The sequence below is a fragment of the Mannheimia bovis genome, from assembly GCF_014541205.1.
Taxonomy (GTDB): domain Bacteria; phylum Pseudomonadota; class Gammaproteobacteria; order Enterobacterales; family Pasteurellaceae; genus Mannheimia; species Mannheimia bovis.
This window is the reverse complement of sequence record NZ_CP061280.1, coordinates 1,124,064-1,148,820: the sequence shown is the minus strand read 5'-3', so window position 1 is coordinate 1,148,820 and position 24,757 is coordinate 1,124,064. Positions and strand designations below refer to the sequence as shown.

The following is a 24,757-nucleotide window of genomic DNA, read 5'->3' as shown; positions in this document are numbered from 1 at the left end:
CTGATATTTTTCGATCTCTTTAACGTGAAATATACTGAAAACTTTAGCAATTTTTTCAGTTAAGATCACAATAACGCAATATTAACTACTCCTTTATTCAACAAGGATTTTTCAGATCTCTATAACGTGTAATTTAACTGAAAACACGATAGATTTTTTTATAAATTCCGCGGGGAGGGAAGTGCTTTTTCCGTGCCGTTGTCGTTGCCGTGAAAATTTTACGTGATTTAATAGCGAATAAGCGTAGTTGCAATATGAAAAAAGCCACGGTAATGTGGCTTTATTATCATTCGATGATTGGTGTCAGTTTAGCTTTAGCTTCGGTTGCTTTTGTGCCGTAACCACCTATCTGTGTTGAAGTATCAGGCGGAGGTCCTCCTCTATGTGTATGCGTGCTTACCGATTTGGCAAGGTCAGAAACAATTTGACATAAGTCTTCAAGGATTCTGAAAATATTTTGCTCCCCACTACCTATATAACTTATTGGAGCAACAAATTTATTTTTAGCATCCGATATTCTTTCTGCAACTCCTTGTATCTTTTCATCCAATTGCCCCCCGACACCTACTGATTTATTACTTGCCGTTACACTTTCGATGTTACCTAAAACGTGTGTAGTTTTATTTCCACCTACGGTTTTGGTATCGTCTGAATCAATATTTCGTGTAGATGTACCAATGTTCTTAGTTTCTGAATCTGTTTCGATAACACGCTCAAAAGATTTATCTGTGATTCGTTGGTCTGTTTCACGTGTTTTATTTCCTGCTGAATCCGTGCGTTCATACACTTCAGGGCGTTGTTGTTTAAGTTGCTCACCGATTGCGACTGCTGGCACAGTTTTACCTTGTGCTAACATAGTACGCACAAAAGGCTTATCAGACCGCCCATAAGCAAAACCAACTTCTACAATAGTGCCAATTTCGGGAAATGCAAAATCTCCACCTTGTGAACCTGTACTTGTCACTGGTAAAGGTACTGCAGGATAAACAGGCGTATTTATATCATCGTTTCCGTCTTCGTCAAGTAACTGTAATTCAACGGCATATTTAGGTCTAAATGGATCAGATATATCACCGCCGCCTGAAGGGTCTGCTACACCAACCACTTTTGCATATTTTGGTAAATGGTATCCACCAGCCAATTCTGGGAATACGTTTTCCATTTGCCGCCGTTCCGGTGTTTTTTGAACCGGTTTGCCGTTACTGTCTAAGGTATCCCAAGACAGAATATAATCATCGCCGTGTAGCTCTACTTTTTTAATGCGATTACCATTAATTACTGCACCGGGGCGAATAGCAGCCATAATAGGAATAGTCATATCATTACTGCCGCTGATAAGTGCCTCTTTACTATCTAGCTCGGCATCTTTACCGTGCCATCTGCTATCTGCGTGCGAGCCGATGTATAGCGTGCCGTCTGGTGATTGTTGCCACATATAATGCGGTATTTCAAATTGTCGCCCAATATTGTGTAATAGCTGGTAGCCGCTGCCACTATGTGTGAATAAAGGAATTGGTTTATCGGCATAGTCGGCAGTTGGAATTTTTACTTCAATTCCGACCGCTTGTGTGAGCCATTCACCTAAACTACGCAACGTAATATGGCGATGCGAGCAATTAAGCGGGCGTTCAAATGCGGCAACTAGTTCCCGGATAAATAATTTTTTATAGCCACTTTCTGCTGACTGTTCACGCTCTACAAAGCCATTAAACCAAGTGTAATAATGATCATATTCGCCCATTTCAAAAATGACCTTTTTACCTACGCAATCGTCTTCAGTTTTTACCGTCACATAGCCACGACCAGTATTATTCAGCTCTAAAATGATATGTTCGCTGGATAGCTCGACTTCCTTTTCATCAAGTAAACAGGTTTTTATAATTTTCATTTTTAACCCTTAACCTAAAATATCACTTAATACGGATAATGTTTCTTTTTTCTCTGCCGGTGAATTAGTTTCTCCATTATTCACCTTTCCACCTGAAGATTTAGTCGAATTTGAGTTTGAATTTGTTTTAGTCGATTTAGCCTTTTCCCCCTGCTTCTTCGCGGTTGGCTTTTTCTTTCTGCTCTCTTTTTTCTCGGCAACTGAATTAACTTCTTTTAACTGAAATTGGATTTTCCACGCCAATTTATCACCGGCATCTACCGCACTTACTTCACCGCTAAATTGGACTTCACGCATATTAACCGCTTCAGCAATAATTGCTGATACCCGATATTTTTCTTGTTCACCTTTACCATCTTCAGCTTCAGCTAAGTTAAAAAGCGTAGTTAGCCATTCTTTTTGGTTATACGGGATTAACCCGGTTACACTAAGCTCTTTTGCCTTAATCCCTTTATCCGCTTTCTTTGTACTGGACTTCTGACCGCTCATATCTTTTTCTTCACGTTTAACGCTTACAGTCATTAGGATATTATGTAAATAAATTGGCTTGCCATTAAGTGCAAGCTGTACGCTTGGTTTTCTAATTGTCATTTAACATATCCTTAAGTGGTGAAAGATTGTCTCCTACAAACATTACGCAAGCAGTAAAAACATTGCTGGCATCAGGCAAATTCAAATGCATTTTGGTTGTAGCTGATTCTAAGAATCCACGTTCTGTAAATGCATAAATTTGAGCCTGTGCAGTAAGTAATTGATTTAATTTTGCTGCATTCTGTTGCTCTCTCTGTGCTTTCATTTGCAATAATCTTTGAATAGCTTGCATTGGATTACCCGATTTTGCCGCATTAGCCATAGATTGAGCATTACGCATAATGCTTTGCATTGTACGTGCGGAACCTGGGGTAATATCGGCAGCATTGGCAAATGCTGGACTTGAAATGGTCGGTGTTTTAACCATTTTTGTATCCTGCAATGTTTTTGCCGATTTTGCATAGTCTAGAGCTTGCTTAAATGTTGGCTCTGGTAGCAAAATGCTTACTCGCTCAAGTTGAGCAATGAATACATCAATATCACTTGCTGTCACCATAATCAGTACAACATCTTGTTCTCCATTAGGTCTATTTGGGTCTGAATAATCCGTAAGTTTTTTAATAAATGCCTTCACTGCGTTTTCCGGTGATAAATACTTACCTGATTTTGCTTCTGTGCCGTGAGACCAGTTATGCACCCCAATCTTCGTGCCTTTAACAGATAAATTAAAAGGGGTTGAAACCCCTTTTAAATTATTATCTAGTGCTATTTTGGCTTGTGGGGATAGTTTTAATAATTGTTTTTTCCACATTTTTATTTAGCACCTCTTAGATTGCCGTAAACTCCGGCGGATATTGCTTGCGGTGTACTTCACTCAAATAAGCGGTTTTACAATGGTTCTTGTCAAAAAACAAGCCATTTACAAATGCATACCAAAAACGCCAACGCTTTTTCGGGTTGGGTTTTGAAGCCCCTCGGTAACAACGGCTTGAGAAAGTTTCATCCGCCGCTCCACCTGTGAGAGCGTTGAATAGCTGGTCAATAGCGATAAGGATGTGATAGCACCATGATTTAATTTTAGTTAGCTTGCTCATTAACAAACTCCTGATAAGTTTTACTCCAACCGTCAGAATAGTCGTACTCCAACGGGTTTTCCGCTTGTTCAACCGCTGCCTTGTGGCGTAATGCGTTAGCGTGATTACCTGTTTTGGCTTGCATTAACGCTTGCCAAATCAACATCAATTTAGCTTTGTTAATCATCAAAATGGAGTTATCGGCACAGGTCCACGCAATCTCCATATCACCAAATAAATCATAACTTGCTTTGACCGATAAGATATTACGCTCCGCTGTGGCATCGGTGTCAATCCATTTACCTACTGCCTCAACATACACGCCACCATTGATTTTACTGTCACGCAAGGCATTAATTTGCTCCCGCATTTTTGCAATATCTTCGGCTTTTTTGACCGCTTGTTGCCCTTTCGGTAATATCCATTTTTTGCCGTTCCATTCGTGATAAGGACTTGGTGCTATTCCCTTCTCTACTATTTTGCCGTTAATTAATATCGGATTAGTAAAATTTTGCTCATTTTCGACCGCTTGTTCGCCTCGACCGGCTAAATCATCAAGATTTGGCTCAACGTCAGCGGTGGCGACAAGTTCGCCGTGTTTATTAAAGATATAATGCACTGTTTGCTCCTATGATTTAATTCCTATAACCAAGTAATTTGCTTTTGATGCAAGCCAGACCTGACCTACGCCTTGTCGTGTCTGTAGTATCCGACAGTGGGCTTGGCGAGTATTCTTGGTCCAGCATTCCTGCTTATAATGCACATACGGACCGAATTCGTTTATGTCCCAAGCAGTGCTCTCCGGATTGTCCGCGTTCATACTGATATAAAAACGGCACTCGTGTTCAGCAAATCCTGCCGGTATCGGTAACCAGCCGTCGTGCCAGATTTCGCCGGTTAAGACAGCTATATCGCCTTTTCTTACTCTATTCGCTAATCCTGCAAAGATTTCATCAAACTGTGCCCTTAGCGGCTTCGGCACAAGCGTCTCATCATAAGCGTGGAGCATTGGAATATGCCAACGATATTCTCCTGATGCACCGTGATAATCACTTCGGCTGATTTCTACCCGCACATCCGGCTCGCAATAAAGACGGTATTTTGCACCGCCTCGCAGATAAACATACTCTTTACTTTCTTGAGGAAGTTGTCCTAGATTCAGTAAAGGCGATTGATTGCAATGAATGTATTCAAAGTGTTTGATGAGTCTTAACCCACTGGTGTGCCATATCCCCCAAGAAGAAGGCATTACCTCCCATTCACATCGCACGCCAAAGCCTCCTTCGTGCAATCCCCAGCTTGGACGGCTTTCCTCATAGAGAGCGTGATAGAGAGCAAAGCGATAGAGTTTGCGAGTTGATGGCATCTGCATTAACACAGGATACCATCTGTTTTGGTCTAGGCTTGTTAAGTCAATATTATGTTCAACCAGTGCATCTTCCTTGTTTAAGGCATCTATACGTTTCCAAGCCTGCCAAACAGTATCCAGCTTCCCTCGAACATACTTTTGATTTGAGTTGTAGGCAGTATATTCCTGCTGCACACCGTAAGCCGATGGTGTAACCAATAATGTGCCTGCTTCTTGAATAGGGTAATTTCGGTCAAGCGTTGCACTTACATTTACTCTTTGTCCATACAAGCCTGGCTTTGTAATGTGATTTAAATCTGCATCCAGAACATCTGCCACATCGAAATCCAAAAAGCCATAATCATTTACACTCCTCGGACGGTCTCGCACATCTACCCAATCTGCACCGTCTAACCGTTTCCACGGCTGCGAATAATCCTCACTATAACCACCCTTCGCCCAAACTTGTGAACCGACGTGTGCAACATAAAGCAATGCTTTACCACCGTTTGTAGACATTGAAACACCAGCTCCCCACTTGTATGCAGTTGGTGGCAATCCCAGCAAATTGCCATCTGTTGTGCTAAAAACGGTATTTTCCTGTAGTAATGCGGCGACAGAGCCTGCATAACCAGCTGATTTATTGACTTTATAGGCTATCCTGTCTAAATTGTCGACAGCAGTTTTAGCCTCAACGCCTTTGTCATAAGCGGTTTTAGCCGCGAAACTCGTCGCCACCGTATCCGCACTGTTGCTATCAACCGCATTTGATTTTTTGCTGTTGGGGATGTAGTTGTTTAGATTGCGGGTAATGGCATCAATTAAGCCTTTGAGGATTTTAATCGCCTTTGGCGTGGCTGCCATATCTTCAGCATCGGAATCTAAGCCGGAAAAAAGTTGGGTTATGCCTTTTTTGAGCAAGGAAGCTAACGGTAATTTATGGGTATGCCCTGTTTTATCTGCTCTATTTTCCGTTGTATCATCCAAATCTTTAGGGTTAATGCCTAATAACGGTGATAATAACCGACGGTCTGTAATGTTGCCGTTTTGGTCAATATCTGCCAAGATTTGTACATAGTGTTGATTACCTGCAGTATCAATATAATCACTTTTAGCCGTTTTTAAGAATTTCACCTCGGTTTGATATGCACCGGTTATGGTGCAATGATGTACTACATCAACATATACCGAACAAGGCAATGCCAAAGTAATATTCTCATCTGCAGTAATATTGGCTCGTACACCTTCTACATAAGCTGTACCTGCAGTAATTGTAAAATTATTACCGGATTTACGCTTAAGTAAGAAACCTTCATCAAAAAAGATTGCTCGCCCGTATAAATCACGGTTAGTTAGTCTGATTTTTTCATCCAAACCGTTGAGGCGTAAAGTGAAGTCAATTTGCCACGTTTCAGCGGGAACCGTAATATTTGTATGCTGTGGAGCATTAGAAAATTCAAGCAAAATCGAGCGTGTAAGGCTATTACCTTGAATGCCGTTTTTATTTTTAAGTTTTTTTACGGTATCGGTATAGATAGCAATACCCAACAAGCCTTTTGACTTGTTGATTAAGCCGATAAAGTTAAAATCAAAATCGCCAATATCTGAACCGATAGTGACGGAATACACTACTGAATTTTGGTTTACGACACCGGTTTGTGAAATAGCTTGTCTATGTACAATATGCGATGCACTAGGGATAGTTAGATGATTCTGTAAGCTGTCTGCGGTTAAATTCGGGATATTCGCAAAAATAAATTCATCAAATACAACGGTTTGACCGCTTACAATTTGCTGGGAAATATATTGCTCAAGTTGTGGGGTTGCTAATGTTGTCATTGTTCTTCCTATTATTATTTTTATTGGAATTAACAGGTTAAATAGCCAATTTTACTGCGTGTGTTTGGTAATCGTGGTTAAATTCACCGTGGTAAATATGCACTTTATGATTAATCAATACTTCAAAGGTGTATCGGCGACAGGTTCGCCCATATTGCCGGATAATCAAATTGAGTAAATCCGGATTTTTTGCCAACTGGGAATCGTTTAAGCGAATTTTTATTACATCCCAATTTTCATCATCAAATCGTTCTTCTAATTCTACGTAGCCAATACCTAATCGCTCAAATATACGAATAAAACCGGCTTTACTACCAGCCTCTTTCGCATTGATAAAAGCATATTTCACACGTTTTCTAAATAACTCCAGCGGCTCATTTGCAAATCTCGTGACATCACGTTGATAAGCAATTAAATTTAAAATTTCTTCATTGCACTTTTCTTCATCTTGGGCAATGAATGTAGCCAAAAACAGATTCAGCGTTTTTTGCCACCATTTTTCAAAAAGCAAAGCGATTTTGCTTAGCTCCCCTTTATCCATCCAGAACGGGAGTTTGATTTTTATCATTTATACCTCACTCACGGTTAATTGTTGGATACGTGGTATATCTAGATCGCTTATCACATCATTTTGCCCCCAAATAATTGATTTAATACTCGGGATTTGCTTATGTATTTCTTCACCTAATCTTGACCACGAAAAGCGGCTAAACGGGTAGGTTTTGTGTACGTCAAAATTATTATTTTCACGCCACGCACAGCGAATCATTTGTTCTACTTGCTTTAATATCAATTGCTTTTGCGTATTCTGAATACCTTGATTTGGCTCAAAATAAATTTTGCACGTTAGCGTATGCCGGGTTTCAGGCATTGCGAAACAGACTAAGTCATCACCGTGTCCGTGATTGCCAAGATTGGTAATGTAATTATTTACCGCATCAATAAACGGCTGACTGGTCACACCGGTATCCAGTAATAAATAAGCATTCGCCGACCCCGGGCCACGTGGGGCATTATGTTTAAAATAAATACGGTCAACCGATAAACCTGCAACACGAGCAATCATACTTTTATACACGCTATCAATATGATGCTGACCAACACTATTAAACTGTACTTTGTAACGCTGGCGTAGTTCCTCATCGGTTTCTTTATCTGCCCCCGGAACGGTTAGCCAGTCATTTTTATTCACTACGCTTGCAATACCTTGTACTGCTTCGGGTAAAATACGGTAGTATCCGCCTGCTAAATTATAGCTACTACCCGCTAATTCAGCCTCAACCGGCACTAATGCAGCAAGTATGCCTTGAGGGATAAAAGTATCTTCAGTGACCACTACTCTAAAAATGGTGTCATTAATTCGTTCGGTTTGAATAATGGTGCCTTTTTTAATGGTGATAGGCGTAACCGCCGATTGTTTGGTAAACTCAATTACGCCTTGAGCTTTTGTTGCCGGTTTAAAATCTAACCCAACCGACCAAGCGTGAATTTGTAGCCATTTCCCGCTTGCGGTTTTGACAAAGAGGTTAGGTAAAATATCATTAATCAGATAATCGGTTAGCCACTTCACCGGCTTAACGGCAATAGCCGTCACCAATCGCCAAAATGGTGACATTCGACTGGTATTGGTAATTAAATTACCTTGCTCAACCAGTGTTTCAAATTCTTGCACAATTTGCGTTTCTTCTACCGGCAAACCTGATTCAACTAACATCTGTTTAAAATTTTCTGTCATAGTAAAATTTCCTGACTATCAATTTTGCCAAAATCATAAGTATCGGCGGTAAGCAACAATCGGCGTGGGTTTTCTTCATTAATTACAACAGTTCCCGGAATTAATCTTTCATCTTCTTCAACCAGTAAAATGATTTGTAAGATAATATCTCGCCGCAAAATACGGCTACGCTCTGCAATTAATAATGTTGCTAAACCACTTTCTAAAATGGCGTGCTTAACATCTTGGGCGATAGATACTCGGTTATCACACATAATGGGTTGATTGCCGCTATCTAAAGTGATGTCCTCACCTGTAATTAATAAATCAATATAAAGTTTTTCACTCATTACGCCATTAACCCTGCATTATCTTTTACTTGTTGTGCTAGTTGCTGTGCATTTACCGCTTCGTTCACTACAATAGAGCCAATATGCACCGTTTTACTGTTATTCTGATTCATAGTTATATTTTTACTTACTGAACCTTGAGGCATTGGCACTAATTGAGCTTTAGTGTTTTCCGGTAAGGCAAAATGCTGTTTATTGACATTTGGTTTCTCTAGTGCCATTGGGTTTGATGTTTTTGTAATGGTATTTATCGCATTAATTTCGGGTGCTATCGTATTTTGGGGTGCCTGATTTACGACAGCAGACCCTACACTTGGCATTACTCCAGTTGTTAAAGCTGATATATTTTGTACAGTGCTTGCAACACTTTGTGCCGCATTTGTAGCACTATTCGCTAAATTTGTTTGGGTAATAGGTTGATTTTGCACTGTTGGTATTAATGGGATTTCCACCCCAATCACCCCACCTAGTTTGTTGGCTTGTTTGATAATCCAGTTTAAAGTGTCAATAAACATATTTTTCAAGCCGGTAAAAATATTATTGAACACGTTCTTAACCCCATTACCTAAAGAGCTAAAAATTTGTGCAGGGTCTGTATTTTTCCAGCCGTCTGTCACACTTTGCCATAATTGAGTGATGGTATTCATTACACCAGTGAAAATTACAGTAATATTGCCCCAAATACTTTCCCAAATGCCGTAAACATTTTCACCCAATTCAACAAACCACTGTTTAACACTGCCTAACCAAGCAGTAAATTGCCCCCAAACATCTTGAATATCAGTACCTAAATTGCTAAAAAATGCACTACATACGTCCCAGTTTTCGTAAATCAAAACGCCTAAGGTAGTTAATGCAGTCAAAATTAATCCTATTGGGTTGCCTAAAATACCGACTTTTAATACAGTAAAAAATAGTTTTGCTGCAGTAGTTACAACACCAAATACAGAAGCAATGCCACTTAATACATAAGCTCCCACTTTAATTCCGGCTACAATACCAATAATCATTGGTAGGTATGGTTTCAATTTTTCGTAAACAGCAGATAAATAAGGCTTAAATTTCGCAAACTGCACCTGACAAGCACGAATAACATCAACTAATGGTTGCCACGCTGTACCAAAATAAGATTTACCGCCTTTCATATAAACGACTAAATCATCAATTAATAAGATTAAAGCAAGAATCCCTGTGGCTAATTTAGTTACCGGGTTAGCAATAAAGGTTAAAATCATTTGTTTTTTAACCAAAGCTAAAGCAGCAACTAAAACTAATGCAGCACCTTTCCAGCCTATTGTGGCTTGTAAAATACGATCTATTGCTTGCACGGTCTTAAACACAAATTTCAGTACATTACCTAAGGCCGTAGTAATTCCGCCCAGGCTCTCTTTGACTAAATCATTATTCACGATGTACCAGTCTGTGAATAACTCCATAATATTTTGCAAATATGGAGCCAGTCGCACACTAATGTACTCACCCGCTCCCTTGATAACCTGGGTAACAAGCGTTAAGGCATCTTTAAATTCAGCCGCAGCCTTGGCATTTGCATCTAAACCAACACCTAAACTTAGTGCCCTTGCTTTTTGCTTTGCATCATCTAATTCTTTTGAACCCATTCGTAGAGTTTGAATCATTGTTTTGTCAATACCGAGTTTAGAGAGCATTGCAATTTCTTCGGCCTCGCTCATTTTTCCCATTTTAGCCATAATGTTATCCAATACATCACTGAATGGGAGTGCATTTCCAACTTGGTCTTTAACTTTGATTCCAAACTTTTCAAATACTTTCGCACCTTTACCAACACCGGTTACCGCCTCACCAATGGTTTTCGACAAGCCTTCAATAGAGGCTTGAGCAGCGGCACTACTTGAGCCGTTTACTTCTGCTACTTTGCCTAATTCGTAAATTTCTTTTGCAGCAACCCCAGTAACATTTGATAACTGATGAATTTCATCTAAAGCAGTTAAGTTAGTATCAACAAAAGCACCAATACCAATGGCAGCACCGGCAAAAGCAGCACCAATACTTGCAATAGATGTAAGGCTATCGCCTAATGCATCAACATCTTTCATTACTTCTCTTAGAGGTCCTGAAAGTTGGTCATTTAAGCTGATGATGTACTCTAAACCCGGAATCGCCATAAATATTAAATACCTAATAAAAAGGCATTACACCTTAAAAACATTGTGCAATGCCTGTTGATACTGAATTGGCTAAGTTTTCAAAATACTGTTTGTTTAGCCAAATTGCCCTAGCAAGATTGTACTCACTGTTATCTGCGTGTGGTAGATAGTGCATTCGTAGTGCAATGGCTTGTGATAAACCATTGCCCTCTATTGCATTCACACGCTGTGCTAGTTTTTTACTGTGATTTCAACTTTTGGCACTAACACCTTATTTACTGCACCGGCAACTTGAGGGGCTAAGCCCGGAACATTAATAATTTTAATAAGGTCGTCACGCTGCTCACGCTTGATGATAGCTAATAAATAGTCTTTAATTGGGGTGGTTTTATTGTTCCCTTCAATTTCATTTACCATTGCATCGTAAGCTGCATCATCACGATTAAAGGTGAAATCTGTGCCGGAAATAGAAATGGTTACGCTGTCTTTTACGTTTGCCATTAATTTATCTAATAGGGTTTGAGCTTCGTTTTTAACTGGTTCTGTCATTTTTAGTTCCTTTTGTTTTTAATTTTGGTTGTTAAAATCGGTGATACAATCTGTTACTGCTTGATAAGCGATAACACATACCTCTAATTTGTCTAATGCCTCATTTAGGCTTTGGACCATTAATCCATTTGTTGCTACTTGCGGATTAATGTTTCTGCACTCCGTTGTCTGCGGGCAAATTAATTTTTGTTTCGCCACGTCTGGAACGCTCTTTGAACACCCGAATAACATCATCAGGCACAGGCTCATTACGCCATTTTTGATTTTTTTCATTTGCCAGTACCTCTTGCAATACTTGTTTACGCTGGTTAGCTTGTGCAGTTACCGAGTTTAATTCTGTGGTTAATTTGCTCATTTGCTGTTGGTATTTCTGTAGCATTTTTTGATTTTCCTCAAATGTTGCCCGCAGTTGTTGATATGCCAACTCACTTTTCTCTGCCCTTGCTTTGTAATACTTAGCGGAGGTAGTAAAAAAGGTTAATGCCACACAAAAAATCACAAGAATAATATTTTTAATTTGCATACTGTTTCACACAAAATTCAGTTTCTTTGGCTCGGCGAATCACTAAACCTTTTAATACTTTGCCACCTGACTTGTTAAAATCATTAATGTGACTACACATCGCTTTAAAATTGAGTGCTTGAGCGTGCTTATATAATGAGGTTGGCACTCTTTTGCCTAATTGTTTGTGGTAGTAGGTTCTTACCCCGTAACACCCCACATTAAAGACAAGTGATGTCATAGCATCAAATTGCCCTTGGTTCATTTTCTTGCCGTTAAAATGCGTATTTACGCATTGCTCTGCAACCTTGATATTTTCAATAAAATCATCAGCAATTTCCTCAAGACTTAAATAGCGACCTTGTGTAACATTGTTAGTATTGCCGATACCATCGGTCCATACATCACTAGGGCAACGATACGGTGTTCTGGCACAGCCTTCTGCGTTTGCAATTAACAATAAAGCCTCTTTGCTCGTTCTGATTTCATTTGCTTTTGGTGATTCAACTACTGATGCCAAAACAGCCAAAATAGAGCAGCCGATAAATAAAGCCTTACCCGATACTTTCATCTATTATCCCCAATTTTTTAGCTTCAATTCGAGCCAATAATAATTTGTAATTTAACTCTTGCTTGTGCAATGCAATGTCTTCTTTGTATTTTTTATAAGTAATTAAGACTGTAATTGCACCAAATACGATACCGAATAATGATGCCCATTCAGACAAGCTCCATCCTGATACTAAAGCAAGTAATGAGCCTAAAAACGGTACTGAACCTTCTAATTTTCCGTTCATTCCAAGACCTCAAGAAAGATTAGGGGCAAATTCGCTCTTTCGTTTATTATTATTGTTATCTGTAGTGTTCAAATTGCCCCTAAATTCGATTAGCCGATTAAATCACGGGTATCTTCATCGGAAAGATACGGTACGCCATTAATTCTGACAAAATCCGGACTTGTCACAAAAAACTTCACTTTTTTAGTGGTTTTAGAGCCGCCTTTAGGGTCAATATTTAACAAGTCGGACAACACTAACTTATTGCCGAAGGTTTCCACCTTATCCCGTACACCGCCTCGCATTGCAAAAAAAGTGAAATCGGTTTCCGGTAAATTGCGGTAACTCCCTGCTGCAGCGGCGGCAGTTGAGATTTTTGCAAAATTTTTAGCATCTAACTCAATTTCACCTTCTGCCGATACATCACCGCTTACCCAGCCGTCCGGAATACCTCGGGTTTGTGCAACGGCTGAATTATCGGTAATACTCAAGGTAATATTTTCAGCGTGAATCGGTAAGCCCATAAAAGCAAAGTCAAAAGACATTCCTGAAATGCGTTCCATTGATTAATCTCCTAATGTTTCCAAGTCTAAGAAAATATTCACGGTGATTTCTTTCGGGCAGTCATACGGACGAACCTTAATATAAATTGTGACTTTGGTTTTGCTATGCCAGGTGATAGTGACCGCATCATCTTTCGGTGGAAAGCATTCACCCGGAAATTCTTTGCCGTTTACCGTGGTGGATTTGCTCATATCACGTAACGGTTTAGCGAAATATTGCTGATGGTATTCGGTGCTATAAGCGGTTGAATTAAACGAACGGTCGCCGATTTTAGCAATCGCCAATAAACGCACCGCACGAGCGGCTTTATCAACAACCCGTAAATTTTCAATCGCCTGAAAATCGCCCCCTTCAACATCTAAGGTTCTGCCGTCAGACCAGTAATAGCCGTCATAGTCCGGATACCACATCGGCACAGAATAGCGAGCTTTTTCTAGTGCTTTGAGGTGAGATAAATTCAACTCTGAACCGTCTTTATCTTTTGGTTTTTCTGCTGACCCCATTTCTAATAATGGACCGGTTAGCACTCGGCAAGGGCTGTCAGCAATGGAGACCGCACGGTTGGCTAAACGCCCTGCAATCACACCAACTTCATTACCAAACAAGGTCGGCACTAGCATTACATGTTCACACGCCAAAGTTTCTTGTAAGCGTACTAATTTAGCCACATAATCATCCCAAGATTCGCCCGAATCTTCGTCTGTGTTAATCGGCTCAATCGATTGAATGAAGAATGTGCGGCGACCTAATTTCGCAACCAATTCAAAATATAAGGATTGCAAAGCGTTAATTTTTTGTTTATCTACGCCCAATGTGTAAGTATTTACCGCATATTCAAACGATGATACCGCGTTAGCTTCCGATACTGCTTTCACAAAGTCGTAACCATCTTCAGCAGCAATATAGACATAAGCAAACCAGTTTTGACCGGCATTTAGCATTGCTGCCTTAATTTGCGACTTCAGCACTGTTTTTTCTTCGCCGAGCAATTTATCTAAATCACTATCAGGGCTAAGCGACAGTAACTTGCCGACATTATGAGTGCCTACGCCAACAAATAATGCGTGGCGTTCAATTTCTTTATTTTCACCGCTTAACAAATTAAGGGTGTTGATTTGTACACCTGGGAACATTTGTTTGTCCTCTTATTGTTTTGGTTTAAGTGTTATTTCTTTTCTTTATGCAACCGCTCTATCGCTTTCGTCATTCGTTCCGCATTTCTTTTTTCGTCAGTATCCAAGAATGTTCGCTTAGGTAGAGGCTTACCATTACGTGCTTTAAAGCGTTCTCTATAAGTTTTTGCATCATAATTAGGATCTAATAGTCTAATTAAAACACCCGCCTGACCTATAGTTAAGGTTTGCATAATTTCTTTATCACTCACTTTGTGGCGATTTTTTCCACTCTGAATTCTTTGCTTCCATTTTTCTTGGATGATTTTTAATTCAGATTTTGAGCGTGTTTTTTTAGTCTGCCTATTTGGTTTATCTGCTACGTTATAACCCAGTTGATTAAGCCGTCTTGCCTGTCTTTCTGTTGCCGGACTATTTAAAGATTTCCTTTCTACCCCTGATTGCTTTTCATTATTTGCTTGAGGCAAGGTATCTACCAACCCTAATTGGTGAATAGAAGATATTTCACCTGTACGCTGAATGCGATAACACATTTTGGCAACATTAATCCCTATGTCTTGGGTCACTAAATATCTTGCCCGGTTCTTTAGCATTTTTGTTTGTTTTTTAGCATCACGTTTGCTTAACCCTGTTATATCAACCGGCTTTTGCCTTGCTTTCCAAGGCACACCATCAGGCGATTGTTGTTTATTGATGTTGGATTGTGCATTTCGTTTAATGGCCTGGGCAGTATATTTTTTGATTTTTGCTTTATCTGCACCCGATAACATTAAAATGGCTAAATCGTGCCTAAATTGTTTTAGGCTTGCCGAATTTGCACGCAACTCAATCACTTGACAACCTCAACCGTAATATCTTCAGCATAATAAATTTCAATATCTTGTAGTTGATACTTAACCCCATCAATCATTAATGACCCTTCGTTATTTTCCATAGCTGTAAGAGGTTCTTCAAAGCTAATCGTAAAACTTAAATCTGCCGTTTTATCATCCAAAATATCTAGGTCAAAATCACTTTCATAATGGTCTAACTGATCTCTTAAGACATCATTTTCATTCAACCAAATTTGAATTAACGCCATTATGAATGGAGCTTGGATTTCTCTATATGGGAATGAATCAAACCACAGCACCGCATCATATTTAATATGAGCAACTTCAATACCATTCGCTGTGACATTCTTTCCTTGATTAACTAATTTGCCGTTTTCAATCCAAGAATAAAAATTCCCGTGATAACGTTTCGGCAGCTTTGTCAGTAAAAAGTCGGTTAATTGTTGATAAAGAAACTTCCGTTTTAAATCAGACATACACTGCCTCTATTTTTGCCTTTTAGCACTCTGATTGCGTGGGTCGCTTCAGCTAATAGGCTTTTTTGTTCTTCCACATATTGCCGTTTTTCGTGTAATTCACGGGCTGACAATGTGTTAAATTCGGGCAAAAGCTCGTGTTTGGCTCTTGCAAATACCGCTTTTTTATAAAGCGTTTGGGCGTAATTTTCGCCCCCTACGGTTGATGCTGATATTTGTTCAGCATTTTCAATACCGCTGTCTAGATGTTTTTTTTCAACTTCAACAAGATCTAAATTCACTTGTTGCATAGCTGATATAAGAGAAGCTCTTACCATCTCAACGGGTATTTGGAATGGGATTGCACGCTGTTTTTGAAACTCCTGCACATTCACATCAGGCCAAAATCCGTTATTCGTGATGGTAATATCATCGTATTCTGTCGTTCTGCCATTAAACATTATTCACCTCCGGAGGTGGGCTAGATTTAAGTTTTTCAATAAGTAACGGAAAATCAATTTCCACTTTTTCCAAACTTAAACTAGCCACTGGAGGGAATTTTTCAGGCTGATATTCGCCTGCTTGCTGCAGTGCGTTTAACCGCATAATGCAACGTTCAACCATATTTTTAACGCCCACTTTGTGATGTAGCTGGAAAGCTCTTACACATAATTGAATAGCCATAATCAATTTTAATGGGTCGTTCACACTTGCTGCGTGTACTCGCCCTACTTCATTTCGCAGTAAGAGTGCAGCAGCTAATTTCAACCATTGAGCGACTTTAATTTCGTGTAACTTCCACTTGGTCGCCACGTTTTGCAAAGTCTGTGTAAAATATGGCTCAACGGATTGACCGGCTGTGGCTGTTTTGTCTGTCCATTTGTAGATTTGGTCTGCGACGAATGTGGGCAACGTAGAACGAAAATCATCGGGCAACGACTGATTTTGAGTGATTGCCTTTTCAGCAAGGGATAATGCCCGGTCAAAATCACCAATATCAAACAGATACACGATGCAATAGCCCAGTATGTCATTTTGGTAAACCTCGCCTTTGTTGAAATAATCGTCCACAAACGGGAGCCAATGCGGAAGAAATACATTGCGTTTCTCTTCCGCACGAAGTTCTAATGTAGGTAATGCACGAATTCGGTTTACATCATTAACCAAAGCAATTTGTAACACGGAATAATCGCTTCCGTGCTTGGCAACTACCGCCTGTTTGGTTGCAGTATAACCATTGCTTTGTTCAATTTCCTGTAATGCTCGCATTTGAGCTTGAAATTCACGCATTCCCATAATTATTTATAGCTTCCGTCTGCTTCTAAAAGTTTTACATTTTTAAATTCAATCGCTGCGAATTTGCTTGGGTCTTCAACCACATAGCCTTCCATTCGCCAGTATGAATCTTTAACCGCTTTTAACTCGTCATCGTCTTTCATACCACGACGCACGCTGTTTTCTTGCGTATAGATTGATAGGTTTTTAAGGCTGGTTACTACCGCTAAACGTGGTGGCATATTCGGCACAAGCATTGCCTTCATACCACCGAAGGTTTTCATTAAATCTTGGGTATTTAATGCTGCTTTTTCGGTAGCAATTAAGCCGTTACCTTTATAAACAAGGCTTGCCTCTTTGCCGACTAAATCTGAACCGACCAAGAAAACTAAATCACCGGCATCACGATGTACTTCTGCTAAACCTTGCTTTAAGTCATACGCTAATTCGTCAAGGTTTTTATAATCGCCTTCGTCACCAAAAATGCGGATTTCACCTTCATTTTTGCCTTTAGTTAAAATTTGGGTCGGTTTATTCTCACGCACAAACTGTAACCAACCTTTATTGACATCAGCTAAGTTACTGTCTGTCGTATTGGTTGCTACAGATTCGCCGTAGAAGCCGATTTTAATCATATCTAAGGCGATTTGGCGTTGAACGTATTCCGCATAGAGTGATGCGAATTGGTCTGATAAATGCCCCCATTGACTGATTTTAGTCCAAGGGATTAACACGCCTGAATCTGTTTCGGCTAATTTATACTTATAGCCGTTGGCACTGACTTTCTTGCGGAAACGGCCATCTGCTTTACGGCCAGTAATACCGCCTTCAGCCGGGCCATAAATGAGATCACCCTCAACATCTTTTACCGTGATAACGTTGATTTGCTCTAAGAAATCCGAACGGCTTTGGATGTTACCGAGTAATACAACCGCTTTTGATGTTTCGATGTTGTATTGCTTACCTGCTAACGCTAAATTTGGGTCTGCACCGTAAAAATTAGCTGCGTTAGTTACTAAAGCATAAAAGAGTTTTGCTGCTACACTATTCATTCTTACACCGCCGTATTAAATTCTTTGGTTTCAGGTACACCACCCGGAACAGGTGTTTTGACTTCAGCTAATGCATCGAATTTTTTATTTAATTCGCTTACTGCACTTGATAACTGGTTAAATTGTTCTGTTGTAATACCTTGTGCTTGAGCTGGCTCTTCCGGCTTCGGTGCTGGCTCTGGTGCCGGCGTGGCAGGGGTTTGAGTGAAATATTTTTCCACTTTTTCACCTAAGCCATTCACCGCATTAAGAAGCTGTGAAAATTGCTTTTCGTCCATTGTTTTTTCCTCTTTGTTATTATTGTTTTGGGGAATTATCTGGGTTGTTTCAGGCTCTTTTTCACTATGTTGCGTAAAAAAGGCTTTTACCATATTAAAAAAAGACTTTTCTTCATCATTTTGCTTGTCATTTAAAGCAAGATTGATTTGAGTGTATTCACCTGCCACTGTATTTTGAGGTGCATCTTTAATATTAAATTGTAGTTGAGTAGTGCCTACAGATGCCGGTGAATCGGTCACGCCTAAGCCGGTAAGGTAACTTTTGCCGCTACCACGGAAATTCGGGGTGATTTCGATACTGGTAAATAGATATTGCCCATCTTTATTCCAGCTAATAAGATGATCATTTGGTGCAAGCACGGCAAAGAGTTTTAATTCACCCGATACTTCTTCTACTTTTACTTCTAGCACTTGCCCAAAGTTAAACCAACGTCTATGTTCAGGCCACATATTCGCAGTATATAAATCCGTGCTATAGGTTTCTGCCATATCCAGCAATTCTTGCTTAGTGATTTCACGGCCATCTACTGTTGTTCCGGATGTTGCGATACAAATAAAATCTGTACGTAACTTACTTTTACTTACTGTTGTCATAACTGCCTTTATTAAATTGAAATCGGTCAATGCCCGCATTCTTACTTAAATTTCTAGGCTTTTCACTTGGTTGATTTCTGTTCTATTCGGATATGAAGCAAATTTGAGGTATATCCGACCATATCCGAAAAACAGCACAATAAATTGTGTTTGTTTCTTGCCAAAATACGGCTGTATATCCAATAAAAATAAGAATAAAGAGATATGGCAGAGAAAAAATTAAGAATGCGTAAATCATCGCGTTACGATGATGAAACGATTTACGCCGCAAAATTCTTGTATTTAAAAAAGCATACGCCCAAAGAGATTGCAGCCGAATTAGGCTTAAACTCGACTCGCCCTATTTACTACTGGGCTGAAAAATACAACTGGCGAAACTTAATTAGTGAAAGCGGCATTGAAGAATTAATCGCTTTGCGTATCGTTGCCTTAACCGAACGTGAGGGCAAAAGCGAAAACGAAATCAAAGAGCTGAACGCCTTAATTGACAAGGATTTGGAGTACAAAAAACTCCGAGCCACCCAACAGGCTAAGCAAGCTAAACAGCAAGCGGTCAATTTTGGTGAAAGTTTTGCAAATTTTGCTGATAGCGGTGATGGCACTGAAAAAGGTGAGAAAAAGCAGAAAAAAAGAGCGGTTAAAAACGATATTTCGCACATTACGCCTGAAATGTTCCAGCCGTTTGTTGATTCACTTTTTGACTATCAGAAACACGCAAGGGCCAATAAACATCAGGATGTTAGAAATATTCTAAAATCCCGACAAATCGGGATGACCTATTACTTCTCGTTTGAAGGGTTTGAAGATGCCGTTTTGACCGGCGACAACCAAATTTTCTTATCTGCCTCCAAGCGACAATCGGAAATTTTTAAGAACTACATCGTAAAAATGGCTCGCCAGTATTTCGATGTGGAATTAAAAGGCAATCCGATTATTTTAAGTAATGGGGCTGAACTGCATTTTTTAGCCACTAATGCCAACACAGCACAAGGTAATAGCGGTCACGTTTACGGTGATGAATATGCTTGGATTCGTGATTTTAACCGTTTCCACGATGTATCTTCAGCAATGGCTACACACGAAAGATGGCGTGAAACGTATTTTTCTACGCCGTCTTCAAAATTTCACCCATCTTATGCGTTTTGGTCGGGTGATAAATGGAAAAGTGATGACCCTAAACGCAAGAATGTGATTTTCCCGACCTTTGAGGAATATCGAGACGGCGGACGAGTTTGTCCGGACGGTGTATGGCGTTATGTCGTTACGATTGAAGATGCTGAAAAAGGCGGTTGCGATTTATTTAATATTGAAAAACTTAAGCAGAAATACAATCGGCACGTTTTTAATCAGCTTTTTATGTGCGTGTGGATTGACGATGCGAACAGTATTTTCAAAATCGGAGAATTACTTAAATGTGGCGTAGATATTGAAACGTGGAAAGACTTTGAACCTAGTGCAGAACACCCATTCGGAATGCGTGAAGTGTGGGCTGGATATGACCCGGCACATAGCCAAGATGCCGCCTGTTTTGTGATTATTGCACCGCCTGTGCTACCTAAAGAGACATTTAGGCTTTTAGAACGGCATCAATGGCACGGCTTATCGTATAAATGGCAAGCCCAACAAATAAAAGGGTTGTTTGAAAAATACAATATCACTTATTTAGGGATAGATGCGACCGGAGTCGGCTATGGGGTTTATGAGGAAGTGAAAGAATTTGCCCGGCGTGAGGCTGTGCCGCTGAATTACAATCCTGAAGTAAAAACAGGAATGGTATTAAAAATGCACGACTTGGTGACATCTGAAAATATCACTTGGTCGAATAAAGAAATTGATATTGCTGCCTCATTTTTAATGGTGAAACAGACCACAACGAGATCAGGCGAGAAAACAACTTTTATTGCGGAACGCACCGCACAGAATCAGCACGCTGATGTGTTTTGGGCGATGTGTAATGCAATTAACAAAAAATCATTAACCACGAAAAAACGGCGTAGTAGCTGGGGTCTTTAGTTATGCAAAAAAACAAAAAAACGAATCAATCAACCAATAACGGAATGCGAGTTTTCTCGATTAATGACCGGGCTTGGGATATTACCGCCGCACCGGCATTAGATTATATGGGTTTGGGCTTTGACAATCACTATAACTGCCATCTCCCCCCGATTAATCGCCACGCGTTAGCAAAATTACCGTATCAAAATGCACAACACGGCGGCATTTTAAATAGCCGCTCTAATATGGTCAGCAGTGGCTATTTAGGCGGCCCGGCACTATCCCGAATGGAAATGAGAGCAGCTTGCCTAAATCTAATTCAGTTTGGTGATGTCGCATTGCTAAAACTACGTAATGGCTTTGGGCAAGTAGTCAAACTACACCCACTATCATCACTTTATATGCGAGTTAAAAAAGACGGCGGCTATTCGTATTTAATGAAAAAATCGCTTTATGATACCGCTTCTGAAATTTATCAATATGATGAAAAAGACATTATTTTCATTAAATTATATGACCCGATTCAGCAAGTTTACGGCTCCCCCGATTATGTCGGCGGTATTCAATCTGCTTTACTTAATTCAGATGCCACTACATTTCGCCGTCGTTATTTTAGCAATGGGGCTCATATGGGCTTTATTCTTTATACTACTGACCCGGACTTGTCGGAAGATATGGAGAAAGAAATCAAAGAAAAAATTGAAAAGGCAAAGGGCGTTGGGAATTTTAAATCTATGTTTATTAATATCCCCGATGGTAGCCCGGACGGGGTAAAATTAATTCCGATAGGAGATACCGGCACTAAAGATGAGTTTGCGAATATTAAAAATATATCAGCCCAAGATGTACTAACTGCCCACCGTTTCCCGCCCGGATTAGGCGGCATCATCCCAAGTAATAGCGGTGGATTGGGCGACCCTTTGAAATATCGTGAGGCTTATCAACTCGACGAAGTATTCCCTTTACAAGAAATTATCGAAGAGGCAATTAACAGCGATTTTGAAATTAAAAAATCAATGCAAGTCAAGTTTAAAAAGCTCCAAAATCAAGAATAAATCCATATAAAAATCATCTGTTTTTTGTTATATTTATCAATATATTAAATGATAAGAAAGGGTGTTTATTATGGCGAAAATTTTAGATATTTATTGCGAATGTGGCTCTAAAGCATTTATTACAAAAACTGAAAATATTCATAGTAATTTTAAGAAATTGTATTGTACTTGTAGAAATCCCGATTGCGGGCATAAGTTTGTAATGAATTTAGAATTTAGCCATACCACCAGCACTAGCAAATTAACAAAAGAGGGGTTATTTAAATATTTGGTGAATAAATTATCCGAAGCAGATAAAAACGAATTATTTAAACTGATTACGCCAAGTCCAAAACAGAAAGAGAGTTTTGCATAAGGTATAAATAAAAATCCGAGAAACTAAAAATTTCTCGGATTTTTTGTATTTCTTTATTGATTTATTCGGTAAACCGAATATAATAACCTCACTTTCAAGGGATAGCTTGAAAGTGAGCGTAAGGCTTAAACCTTACAAATGAAGAAGGATAATCTAATGTTGAAGTACATTATCCTGGTTATCATCTTATTACTCTGGTCTATGCCAGCTTACTAATTTGATAACTTACTAGGGAGTGACCGCTCCCTAGTTCTTCAAATTATGGAGAATAAAAATGAAATTGTCAACCAATCAATTAAAAGCACTAAGTGATGAAAGAAGAGGTGTAAAAGTCAAAGGCTTTAAACTCCCGATTAGCTTTATCACTGAACTAGAACAGTTATCCGCTCAATACAACATTCCACAAAATCAACTCATTATGCAAGCGGTTGAATTATTCAAACAATCAAAAGGGGCGTAATGCCCCTATAAATCACTCTCTTTAACAAACACCCCATTAATCATTTTTCCTTTCCTATCCTTAATTTCTTGCCAAGCAGCATCTAAACATTTTCCTAAATCCATTTCTTTATTCAGGGCCAATTTATTTAGAAAATATGCTATTTCATAAAAATTAGAATACACCTCATTTCTGTGAAAAGTACCATTTCTGAACATAAGTAATTTAGATAAATTACCCAAAACACCTGCTAGCCTTATACAAATAAACTCATTATTTTCAGTTGAGTAATCTGCATCAACTACAGCCTTTTCAATAAACCATCTATTAGCTCTTATCTGACAAGCTAATATAATTGTAACAACAAGACAATCACCAATACTATCAATAATAACATCCGATTTATTTTTAGATACTCCCGAACACAATTCGCCGAACTCCTCCATAAGTTTAACAAATTGTTTTTGGGGTGTTGAACCATCAATTAAATTTCGCTCTTCAGCCCATTTTTCTATATTGTTAATTAATTCATTTAATGTTTCCATTTTTCACTCCTAATTCTTCACATTCCACCGTAAACAAAACTGCACCACTTCTCCCGAAATCCATTTTTTATAGGCTCTGCCCCTACCTCTCAAGCCGTCAATGGCAATCGGTTTATCTACTCTCACATTTATAGATTGATTCCCCATTCGCAATTACCCCTCCAATTTTCCGCCCAACATCGCATAACCGGCAATATCTCGCCAGTTATCTTCATAACTCGGATTCTTGCCAGCAAAAATGCGTGCCAATTTCACGCAAATCATCTCGCCGGCCTCTCTTTGATGTGGTTCTAAATGAGTGTTGCTATCAAGCAACACCGCTTTTAATTGTTGGCTCATTGCGGCAACATCATCAAAACTGCCGTAATTTTTGCCTCGCTCGTTTAAGGTTTGTTGGATTTGGTTAGTTTTTTCCATTTCGATGTCTCTCCATAGTAATCTCCCAGGTTTAAAACGTTCTTGTAGTCGTCTTATTACATTTTCATCATAATCCATCTGCATCATCCAATATTTTTCTTTCATTGTTATTCCCTTTTAGTTATATGTAATTCAGAACGGTATATCATCATCAAAATTTTGAGATGATTGCTGTTGGGCTTGTTGTGCCTCTTGTCGCTCTTCATCTGTCATTACCTCGCCATCTTGTGGCTTTGGTGCGTTGTTAGTTGGGGCGGTTCTTTCGCCTTTTGTGCCTAACATCTGAAGACTGCTTGCGATAATTTCGGTGGTATAACGTTCTACGCCGTTATTGTCCGTCCATTTTCGGGTTTGCAGTTTGCCTTCTATATAGACTTTATCCCCCTTGCGTAGCCAATCGCTCGCAATTTTCGCCAGTCTTCGCCATAACACCACGCTGTGCCATTCGGTTTTCTCTACCTTTTCGCCTGTACGTTGGTCTTGCCAGCTTTCGCTTGTGGCAATCGAAATTCGAGCCGCTAACTTCTCAATATCTTGTTCATTATTGAGTTTTGGATCGGCTCCAAGATTGCCGACCAAAATCACTTTATTTACGCCTGCCATAATTCCCCCTTATGCTCGGTTGTTTTTCATTGCGTCAATCCATTCTTGAGCGTCTTGCTCGTTTGCAAAATAGCCTCCTTCCTTAAGTCTTTCTTGTTCCATACATTTCAATGGAGTACTTTTCACCCAATTTGATTTATAAATCATTCCCCATTTAATGAAACACATACCTTCACGGGGTTCTTTGAGTGGAGCAGGCAAGTTGAGTGTTATGCGTGGTTGTTGTTCTTCCCACATTCCGATGATGTCATCCTCACTATTAAAATCGTAATAATTACCTTCTTCAGTCCAAGAGCAAGCATATAAAAATTGATTGCGTTCATTTAATACATATCCTTGTATTTCTGAATAAACACCGCATTCTACTTTTTCTGCTTTTAAGCTATATTTAATATAGGCCTTTCTGCCACTTCTTAATTTTACCGGTTCCCCAGCCAATGCTTCTTCTAAATTAAATGGTTTCATTTT

33 protein-coding genes are annotated in these 24,757 nt (G+C 39.4%); 4 read left to right on the top strand and 29 right to left on the bottom strand.

Annotated features, from left to right (window positions below):
* Window positions 1–286: 286 nt before the first annotated feature.
* From ICJ55_RS05845 to ICJ55_RS05735, 24 genes are all read right to left on the bottom strand, one after another.
* On the bottom strand, window positions 287–1,888 hold the full coding sequence (locus tag ICJ55_RS05845; RefSeq protein ID WP_188155955.1) for a hypothetical protein: 1,602 nt from the start codon (window positions 1,886–1,888) through the stop codon (window positions 287–289).
* Between the two features lie 9 nt (window positions 1,889–1,897).
* A complete protein-coding gene (locus tag ICJ55_RS05840; RefSeq protein ID WP_188155954.1) occupies window positions 1,898–2,479 on the bottom strand; it encodes a baseplate complex protein in 582 nt (193 codons plus the stop codon).
* Window positions 2,469–3,230 carry a hypothetical protein gene (locus tag ICJ55_RS05835; protein ID WP_188155953.1) on the bottom strand — a complete coding sequence of 254 codons (762 nt, stop codon included), beginning with the start codon at window positions 3,228–3,230 and terminating at the stop codon, window positions 2,469–2,471. Before ICJ55_RS05835 ends, ICJ55_RS05840 begins: the two co-directional genes overlap by 11 nt.
* Before the next feature lie 16 nt (window positions 3,231–3,246).
* Window positions 3,247–3,513 (bottom strand): hypothetical protein, encoded by a 267-nt coding sequence (locus ICJ55_RS05830; RefSeq protein ID WP_188155952.1) that lies wholly within the window; start codon window positions 3,511–3,513, stop codon window positions 3,247–3,249.
* Window positions 3,497–4,111: a DUF4376 domain-containing protein gene (locus ICJ55_RS10720; protein ID WP_341780477.1), complete on the bottom strand. Its 615-nt coding sequence runs from the start codon at window positions 4,109–4,111 to the stop codon at window positions 3,497–3,499. Before ICJ55_RS10720 ends, ICJ55_RS05830 begins: the two co-directional genes overlap by 17 nt.
* A 9-nt stretch (window positions 4,112–4,120) precedes the next feature.
* The gene (locus tag ICJ55_RS05820) at window positions 4,121–6,679 is read right to left on the bottom strand and encodes a phage tail-collar fiber domain-containing protein (RefSeq protein WP_188155951.1); all 2,559 of its coding nucleotides are present in this window, start codon (window positions 6,677–6,679) and stop codon (window positions 4,121–4,123) included.
* Between the two features lie 37 nt (window positions 6,680–6,716).
* Window positions 6,717–7,244, bottom strand: a complete 528-nt coding sequence (locus tag ICJ55_RS05815; protein WP_188157689.1) for a phage tail protein — start codon at window positions 7,242–7,244, stop codon at window positions 6,717–6,719.
* 3 nt (window positions 7,245–7,247) lie between these two features.
* Window positions 7,248–8,414: a baseplate J/gp47 family protein gene (locus ICJ55_RS05810; protein ID WP_188155950.1), complete on the bottom strand. Its 1,167-nt coding sequence runs from the start codon at window positions 8,412–8,414 to the stop codon at window positions 7,248–7,250.
* The gene (locus ICJ55_RS05805) at window positions 8,411–8,743 is read right to left on the bottom strand and encodes a DUF2590 family protein (RefSeq protein WP_188155949.1); all 333 of its coding nucleotides are present in this window, start codon (window positions 8,741–8,743) and stop codon (window positions 8,411–8,413) included. The genes ICJ55_RS05810 and ICJ55_RS05805 overlap by 4 nt, the downstream gene beginning before the upstream one ends.
* Complete coding sequence (locus ICJ55_RS05800) at window positions 8,743–10,887, bottom strand: phage tail tape measure protein (RefSeq protein WP_188155948.1); 2,145 nt, start codon at window positions 10,885–10,887, stop codon at window positions 8,743–8,745. Before ICJ55_RS05800 ends, ICJ55_RS05805 begins: the two co-directional genes overlap by 1 nt.
* Before the next feature lie 34 nt (window positions 10,888–10,921).
* Window positions 10,922–11,092 carry a DUF6890 family protein gene (locus tag ICJ55_RS05795; protein WP_188157735.1) on the bottom strand — a complete coding sequence of 57 codons (171 nt, stop codon included), beginning with the start codon at window positions 11,090–11,092 and terminating at the stop codon, window positions 10,922–10,924.
* A gap of 8 nt (window positions 11,093–11,100) precedes the next feature.
* The gene (locus ICJ55_RS05790) at window positions 11,101–11,418 is read right to left on the bottom strand and encodes a putative phage tail assembly chaperone (protein ID WP_188155947.1); all 318 of its coding nucleotides are present in this window, start codon (window positions 11,416–11,418) and stop codon (window positions 11,101–11,103) included.
* Between the two features lie 18 nt (window positions 11,419–11,436).
* Entirely contained in the window at window positions 11,437–11,649 is a 213-nt protein-coding gene (gene lysC, locus ICJ55_RS10750; protein ID WP_425168893.1) for an Rz1-like lysis system protein LysC, read from the bottom strand.
* Window positions 11,564–11,941, bottom strand: a complete 378-nt coding sequence (locus ICJ55_RS05785; RefSeq protein WP_188155946.1) for a hypothetical protein — start codon at window positions 11,939–11,941, stop codon at window positions 11,564–11,566. Before ICJ55_RS05785 ends, lysC begins: the two co-directional genes overlap by 86 nt.
* On the bottom strand, window positions 11,931–12,491 hold the full coding sequence (locus tag ICJ55_RS05780) for a lysozyme (RefSeq protein WP_188155945.1): 561 nt from the start codon (window positions 12,489–12,491) through the stop codon (window positions 11,931–11,933). The genes ICJ55_RS05785 and ICJ55_RS05780 overlap by 11 nt, the downstream gene beginning before the upstream one ends.
* Entirely contained in the window at window positions 12,475–12,717 is a 243-nt protein-coding gene (locus tag ICJ55_RS05775; RefSeq protein ID WP_188155944.1) for an HP1 family phage holin, read from the bottom strand. Before ICJ55_RS05775 ends, ICJ55_RS05780 begins: the two co-directional genes overlap by 17 nt.
* 89 nt (window positions 12,718–12,806) lie before the next feature.
* Entirely contained in the window at window positions 12,807–13,259 is a 453-nt protein-coding gene (locus ICJ55_RS05770; protein WP_188155943.1) for a phage protein, read from the bottom strand.
* 3 nt (window positions 13,260–13,262) lie between these two features.
* Window positions 13,263–14,393: a DUF2586 domain-containing protein gene (locus ICJ55_RS05765; protein WP_188155942.1), complete on the bottom strand. Its 1,131-nt coding sequence runs from the start codon at window positions 14,391–14,393 to the stop codon at window positions 13,263–13,265.
* A gap of 32 nt (window positions 14,394–14,425) precedes the next feature.
* Complete coding sequence (locus tag ICJ55_RS05760) at window positions 14,426–15,226, bottom strand: phage virion morphogenesis protein (protein ID WP_425168877.1); 801 nt, start codon at window positions 15,224–15,226, stop codon at window positions 14,426–14,428.
* Entirely contained in the window at window positions 15,223–15,702 is a 480-nt protein-coding gene (locus tag ICJ55_RS05755) for a phage tail protein (RefSeq protein WP_125134746.1), read from the bottom strand. Before ICJ55_RS05755 ends, ICJ55_RS05760 begins: the two co-directional genes overlap by 4 nt.
* Window positions 15,690–16,142, bottom strand: a complete 453-nt coding sequence (locus ICJ55_RS05750; RefSeq protein ID WP_188155940.1) for a head completion/stabilization protein — start codon at window positions 16,140–16,142, stop codon at window positions 15,690–15,692. The genes ICJ55_RS05755 and ICJ55_RS05750 overlap by 13 nt, the downstream gene beginning before the upstream one ends.
* On the bottom strand, window positions 16,135–16,971 hold the full coding sequence (locus tag ICJ55_RS05745; RefSeq protein ID WP_244141756.1) for a phage terminase small subunit: 837 nt from the start codon (window positions 16,969–16,971) through the stop codon (window positions 16,135–16,137). Before ICJ55_RS05745 ends, ICJ55_RS05750 begins: the two co-directional genes overlap by 8 nt.
* Before the next feature lie 8 nt (window positions 16,972–16,979).
* Window positions 16,980–18,008 carry a phage major capsid protein, P2 family gene (locus tag ICJ55_RS05740; RefSeq protein WP_188155938.1) on the bottom strand — a complete coding sequence of 343 codons (1,029 nt, stop codon included), beginning with the start codon at window positions 18,006–18,008 and terminating at the stop codon, window positions 16,980–16,982.
* A 2-nt stretch (window positions 18,009–18,010) separates the two neighbouring features.
* The gene (locus ICJ55_RS05735; protein WP_244141755.1) at window positions 18,011–18,880 is read right to left on the bottom strand and encodes a GPO family capsid scaffolding protein; all 870 of its coding nucleotides are present in this window, start codon (window positions 18,878–18,880) and stop codon (window positions 18,011–18,013) included.
* A 204-nt stretch (window positions 18,881–19,084) separates the two neighbouring features.
* On the opposite strand from ICJ55_RS05735, the gene ICJ55_RS05730 reads away from it, so the two are divergent.
* The 4 genes from ICJ55_RS05730 to ICJ55_RS05715 all read left to right on the top strand — a co-directional run bounded on the left by ICJ55_RS05730 (window position 19,085) and on the right by ICJ55_RS05715 (window position 22,745).
* A complete protein-coding gene (locus ICJ55_RS05730) occupies window positions 19,085–20,893 on the top strand; it encodes a terminase large subunit domain-containing protein (RefSeq protein WP_188155936.1) in 1,809 nt (602 codons plus the stop codon).
* A 2-nt stretch (window positions 20,894–20,895) separates the two neighbouring features.
* Window positions 20,896–21,930, top strand: coding sequence for a phage portal protein (locus tag ICJ55_RS05725; protein ID WP_188155935.1), 1,035 nt, complete (start codon window positions 20,896–20,898; stop codon window positions 21,928–21,930).
* A 70-nt stretch (window positions 21,931–22,000) separates the two neighbouring features.
* A complete protein-coding gene (locus tag ICJ55_RS05720; protein ID WP_188155934.1) occupies window positions 22,001–22,285 on the top strand; it encodes an Ogr/Delta-like zinc finger protein in 285 nt (94 codons plus the stop codon).
* A 274-nt stretch (window positions 22,286–22,559) separates the two neighbouring features.
* A complete protein-coding gene (locus tag ICJ55_RS05715; protein ID WP_188155933.1) occupies window positions 22,560–22,745 on the top strand; it encodes a ribbon-helix-helix protein, CopG family in 186 nt (61 codons plus the stop codon).
* A 5-nt stretch (window positions 22,746–22,750) separates the two neighbouring features.
* Here ICJ55_RS05715 and ICJ55_RS05710 read toward each other — a convergent pair whose 3' ends face one another.
* The 5 genes from ICJ55_RS05710 to ICJ55_RS05690 are packed head-to-tail and all read right to left on the bottom strand — an operon-like array spanning window position 22,751 to window position 24,754.
* On the bottom strand, window positions 22,751–23,269 hold the full coding sequence (locus ICJ55_RS05710) for a MazG-like family protein (RefSeq protein WP_188155932.1): 519 nt from the start codon (window positions 23,267–23,269) through the stop codon (window positions 22,751–22,753).
* Between the two features lie 9 nt (window positions 23,270–23,278).
* On the bottom strand, window positions 23,279–23,416 hold the full coding sequence (locus ICJ55_RS05705; protein ID WP_188157734.1) for a hypothetical protein: 138 nt from the start codon (window positions 23,414–23,416) through the stop codon (window positions 23,279–23,281).
* A 6-nt stretch (window positions 23,417–23,422) separates the two neighbouring features.
* Complete coding sequence (locus ICJ55_RS05700; protein WP_244141754.1) at window positions 23,423–23,791, bottom strand: DUF6378 domain-containing protein; 369 nt, start codon at window positions 23,789–23,791, stop codon at window positions 23,423–23,425.
* A 27-nt stretch (window positions 23,792–23,818) separates the two neighbouring features.
* Window positions 23,819–24,289: a single-stranded DNA-binding protein gene (gene ssb, locus ICJ55_RS05695; RefSeq protein ID WP_188155931.1), complete on the bottom strand. Its 471-nt coding sequence runs from the start codon at window positions 24,287–24,289 to the stop codon at window positions 23,819–23,821.
* A gap of 9 nt (window positions 24,290–24,298) precedes the next feature.
* Window positions 24,299–24,754 (bottom strand): pyruvate kinase, encoded by a 456-nt coding sequence (locus tag ICJ55_RS05690; protein ID WP_188155930.1) that lies wholly within the window; start codon window positions 24,752–24,754, stop codon window positions 24,299–24,301.
* Window positions 24,755–24,757: the final 3 nt, after the last annotated feature.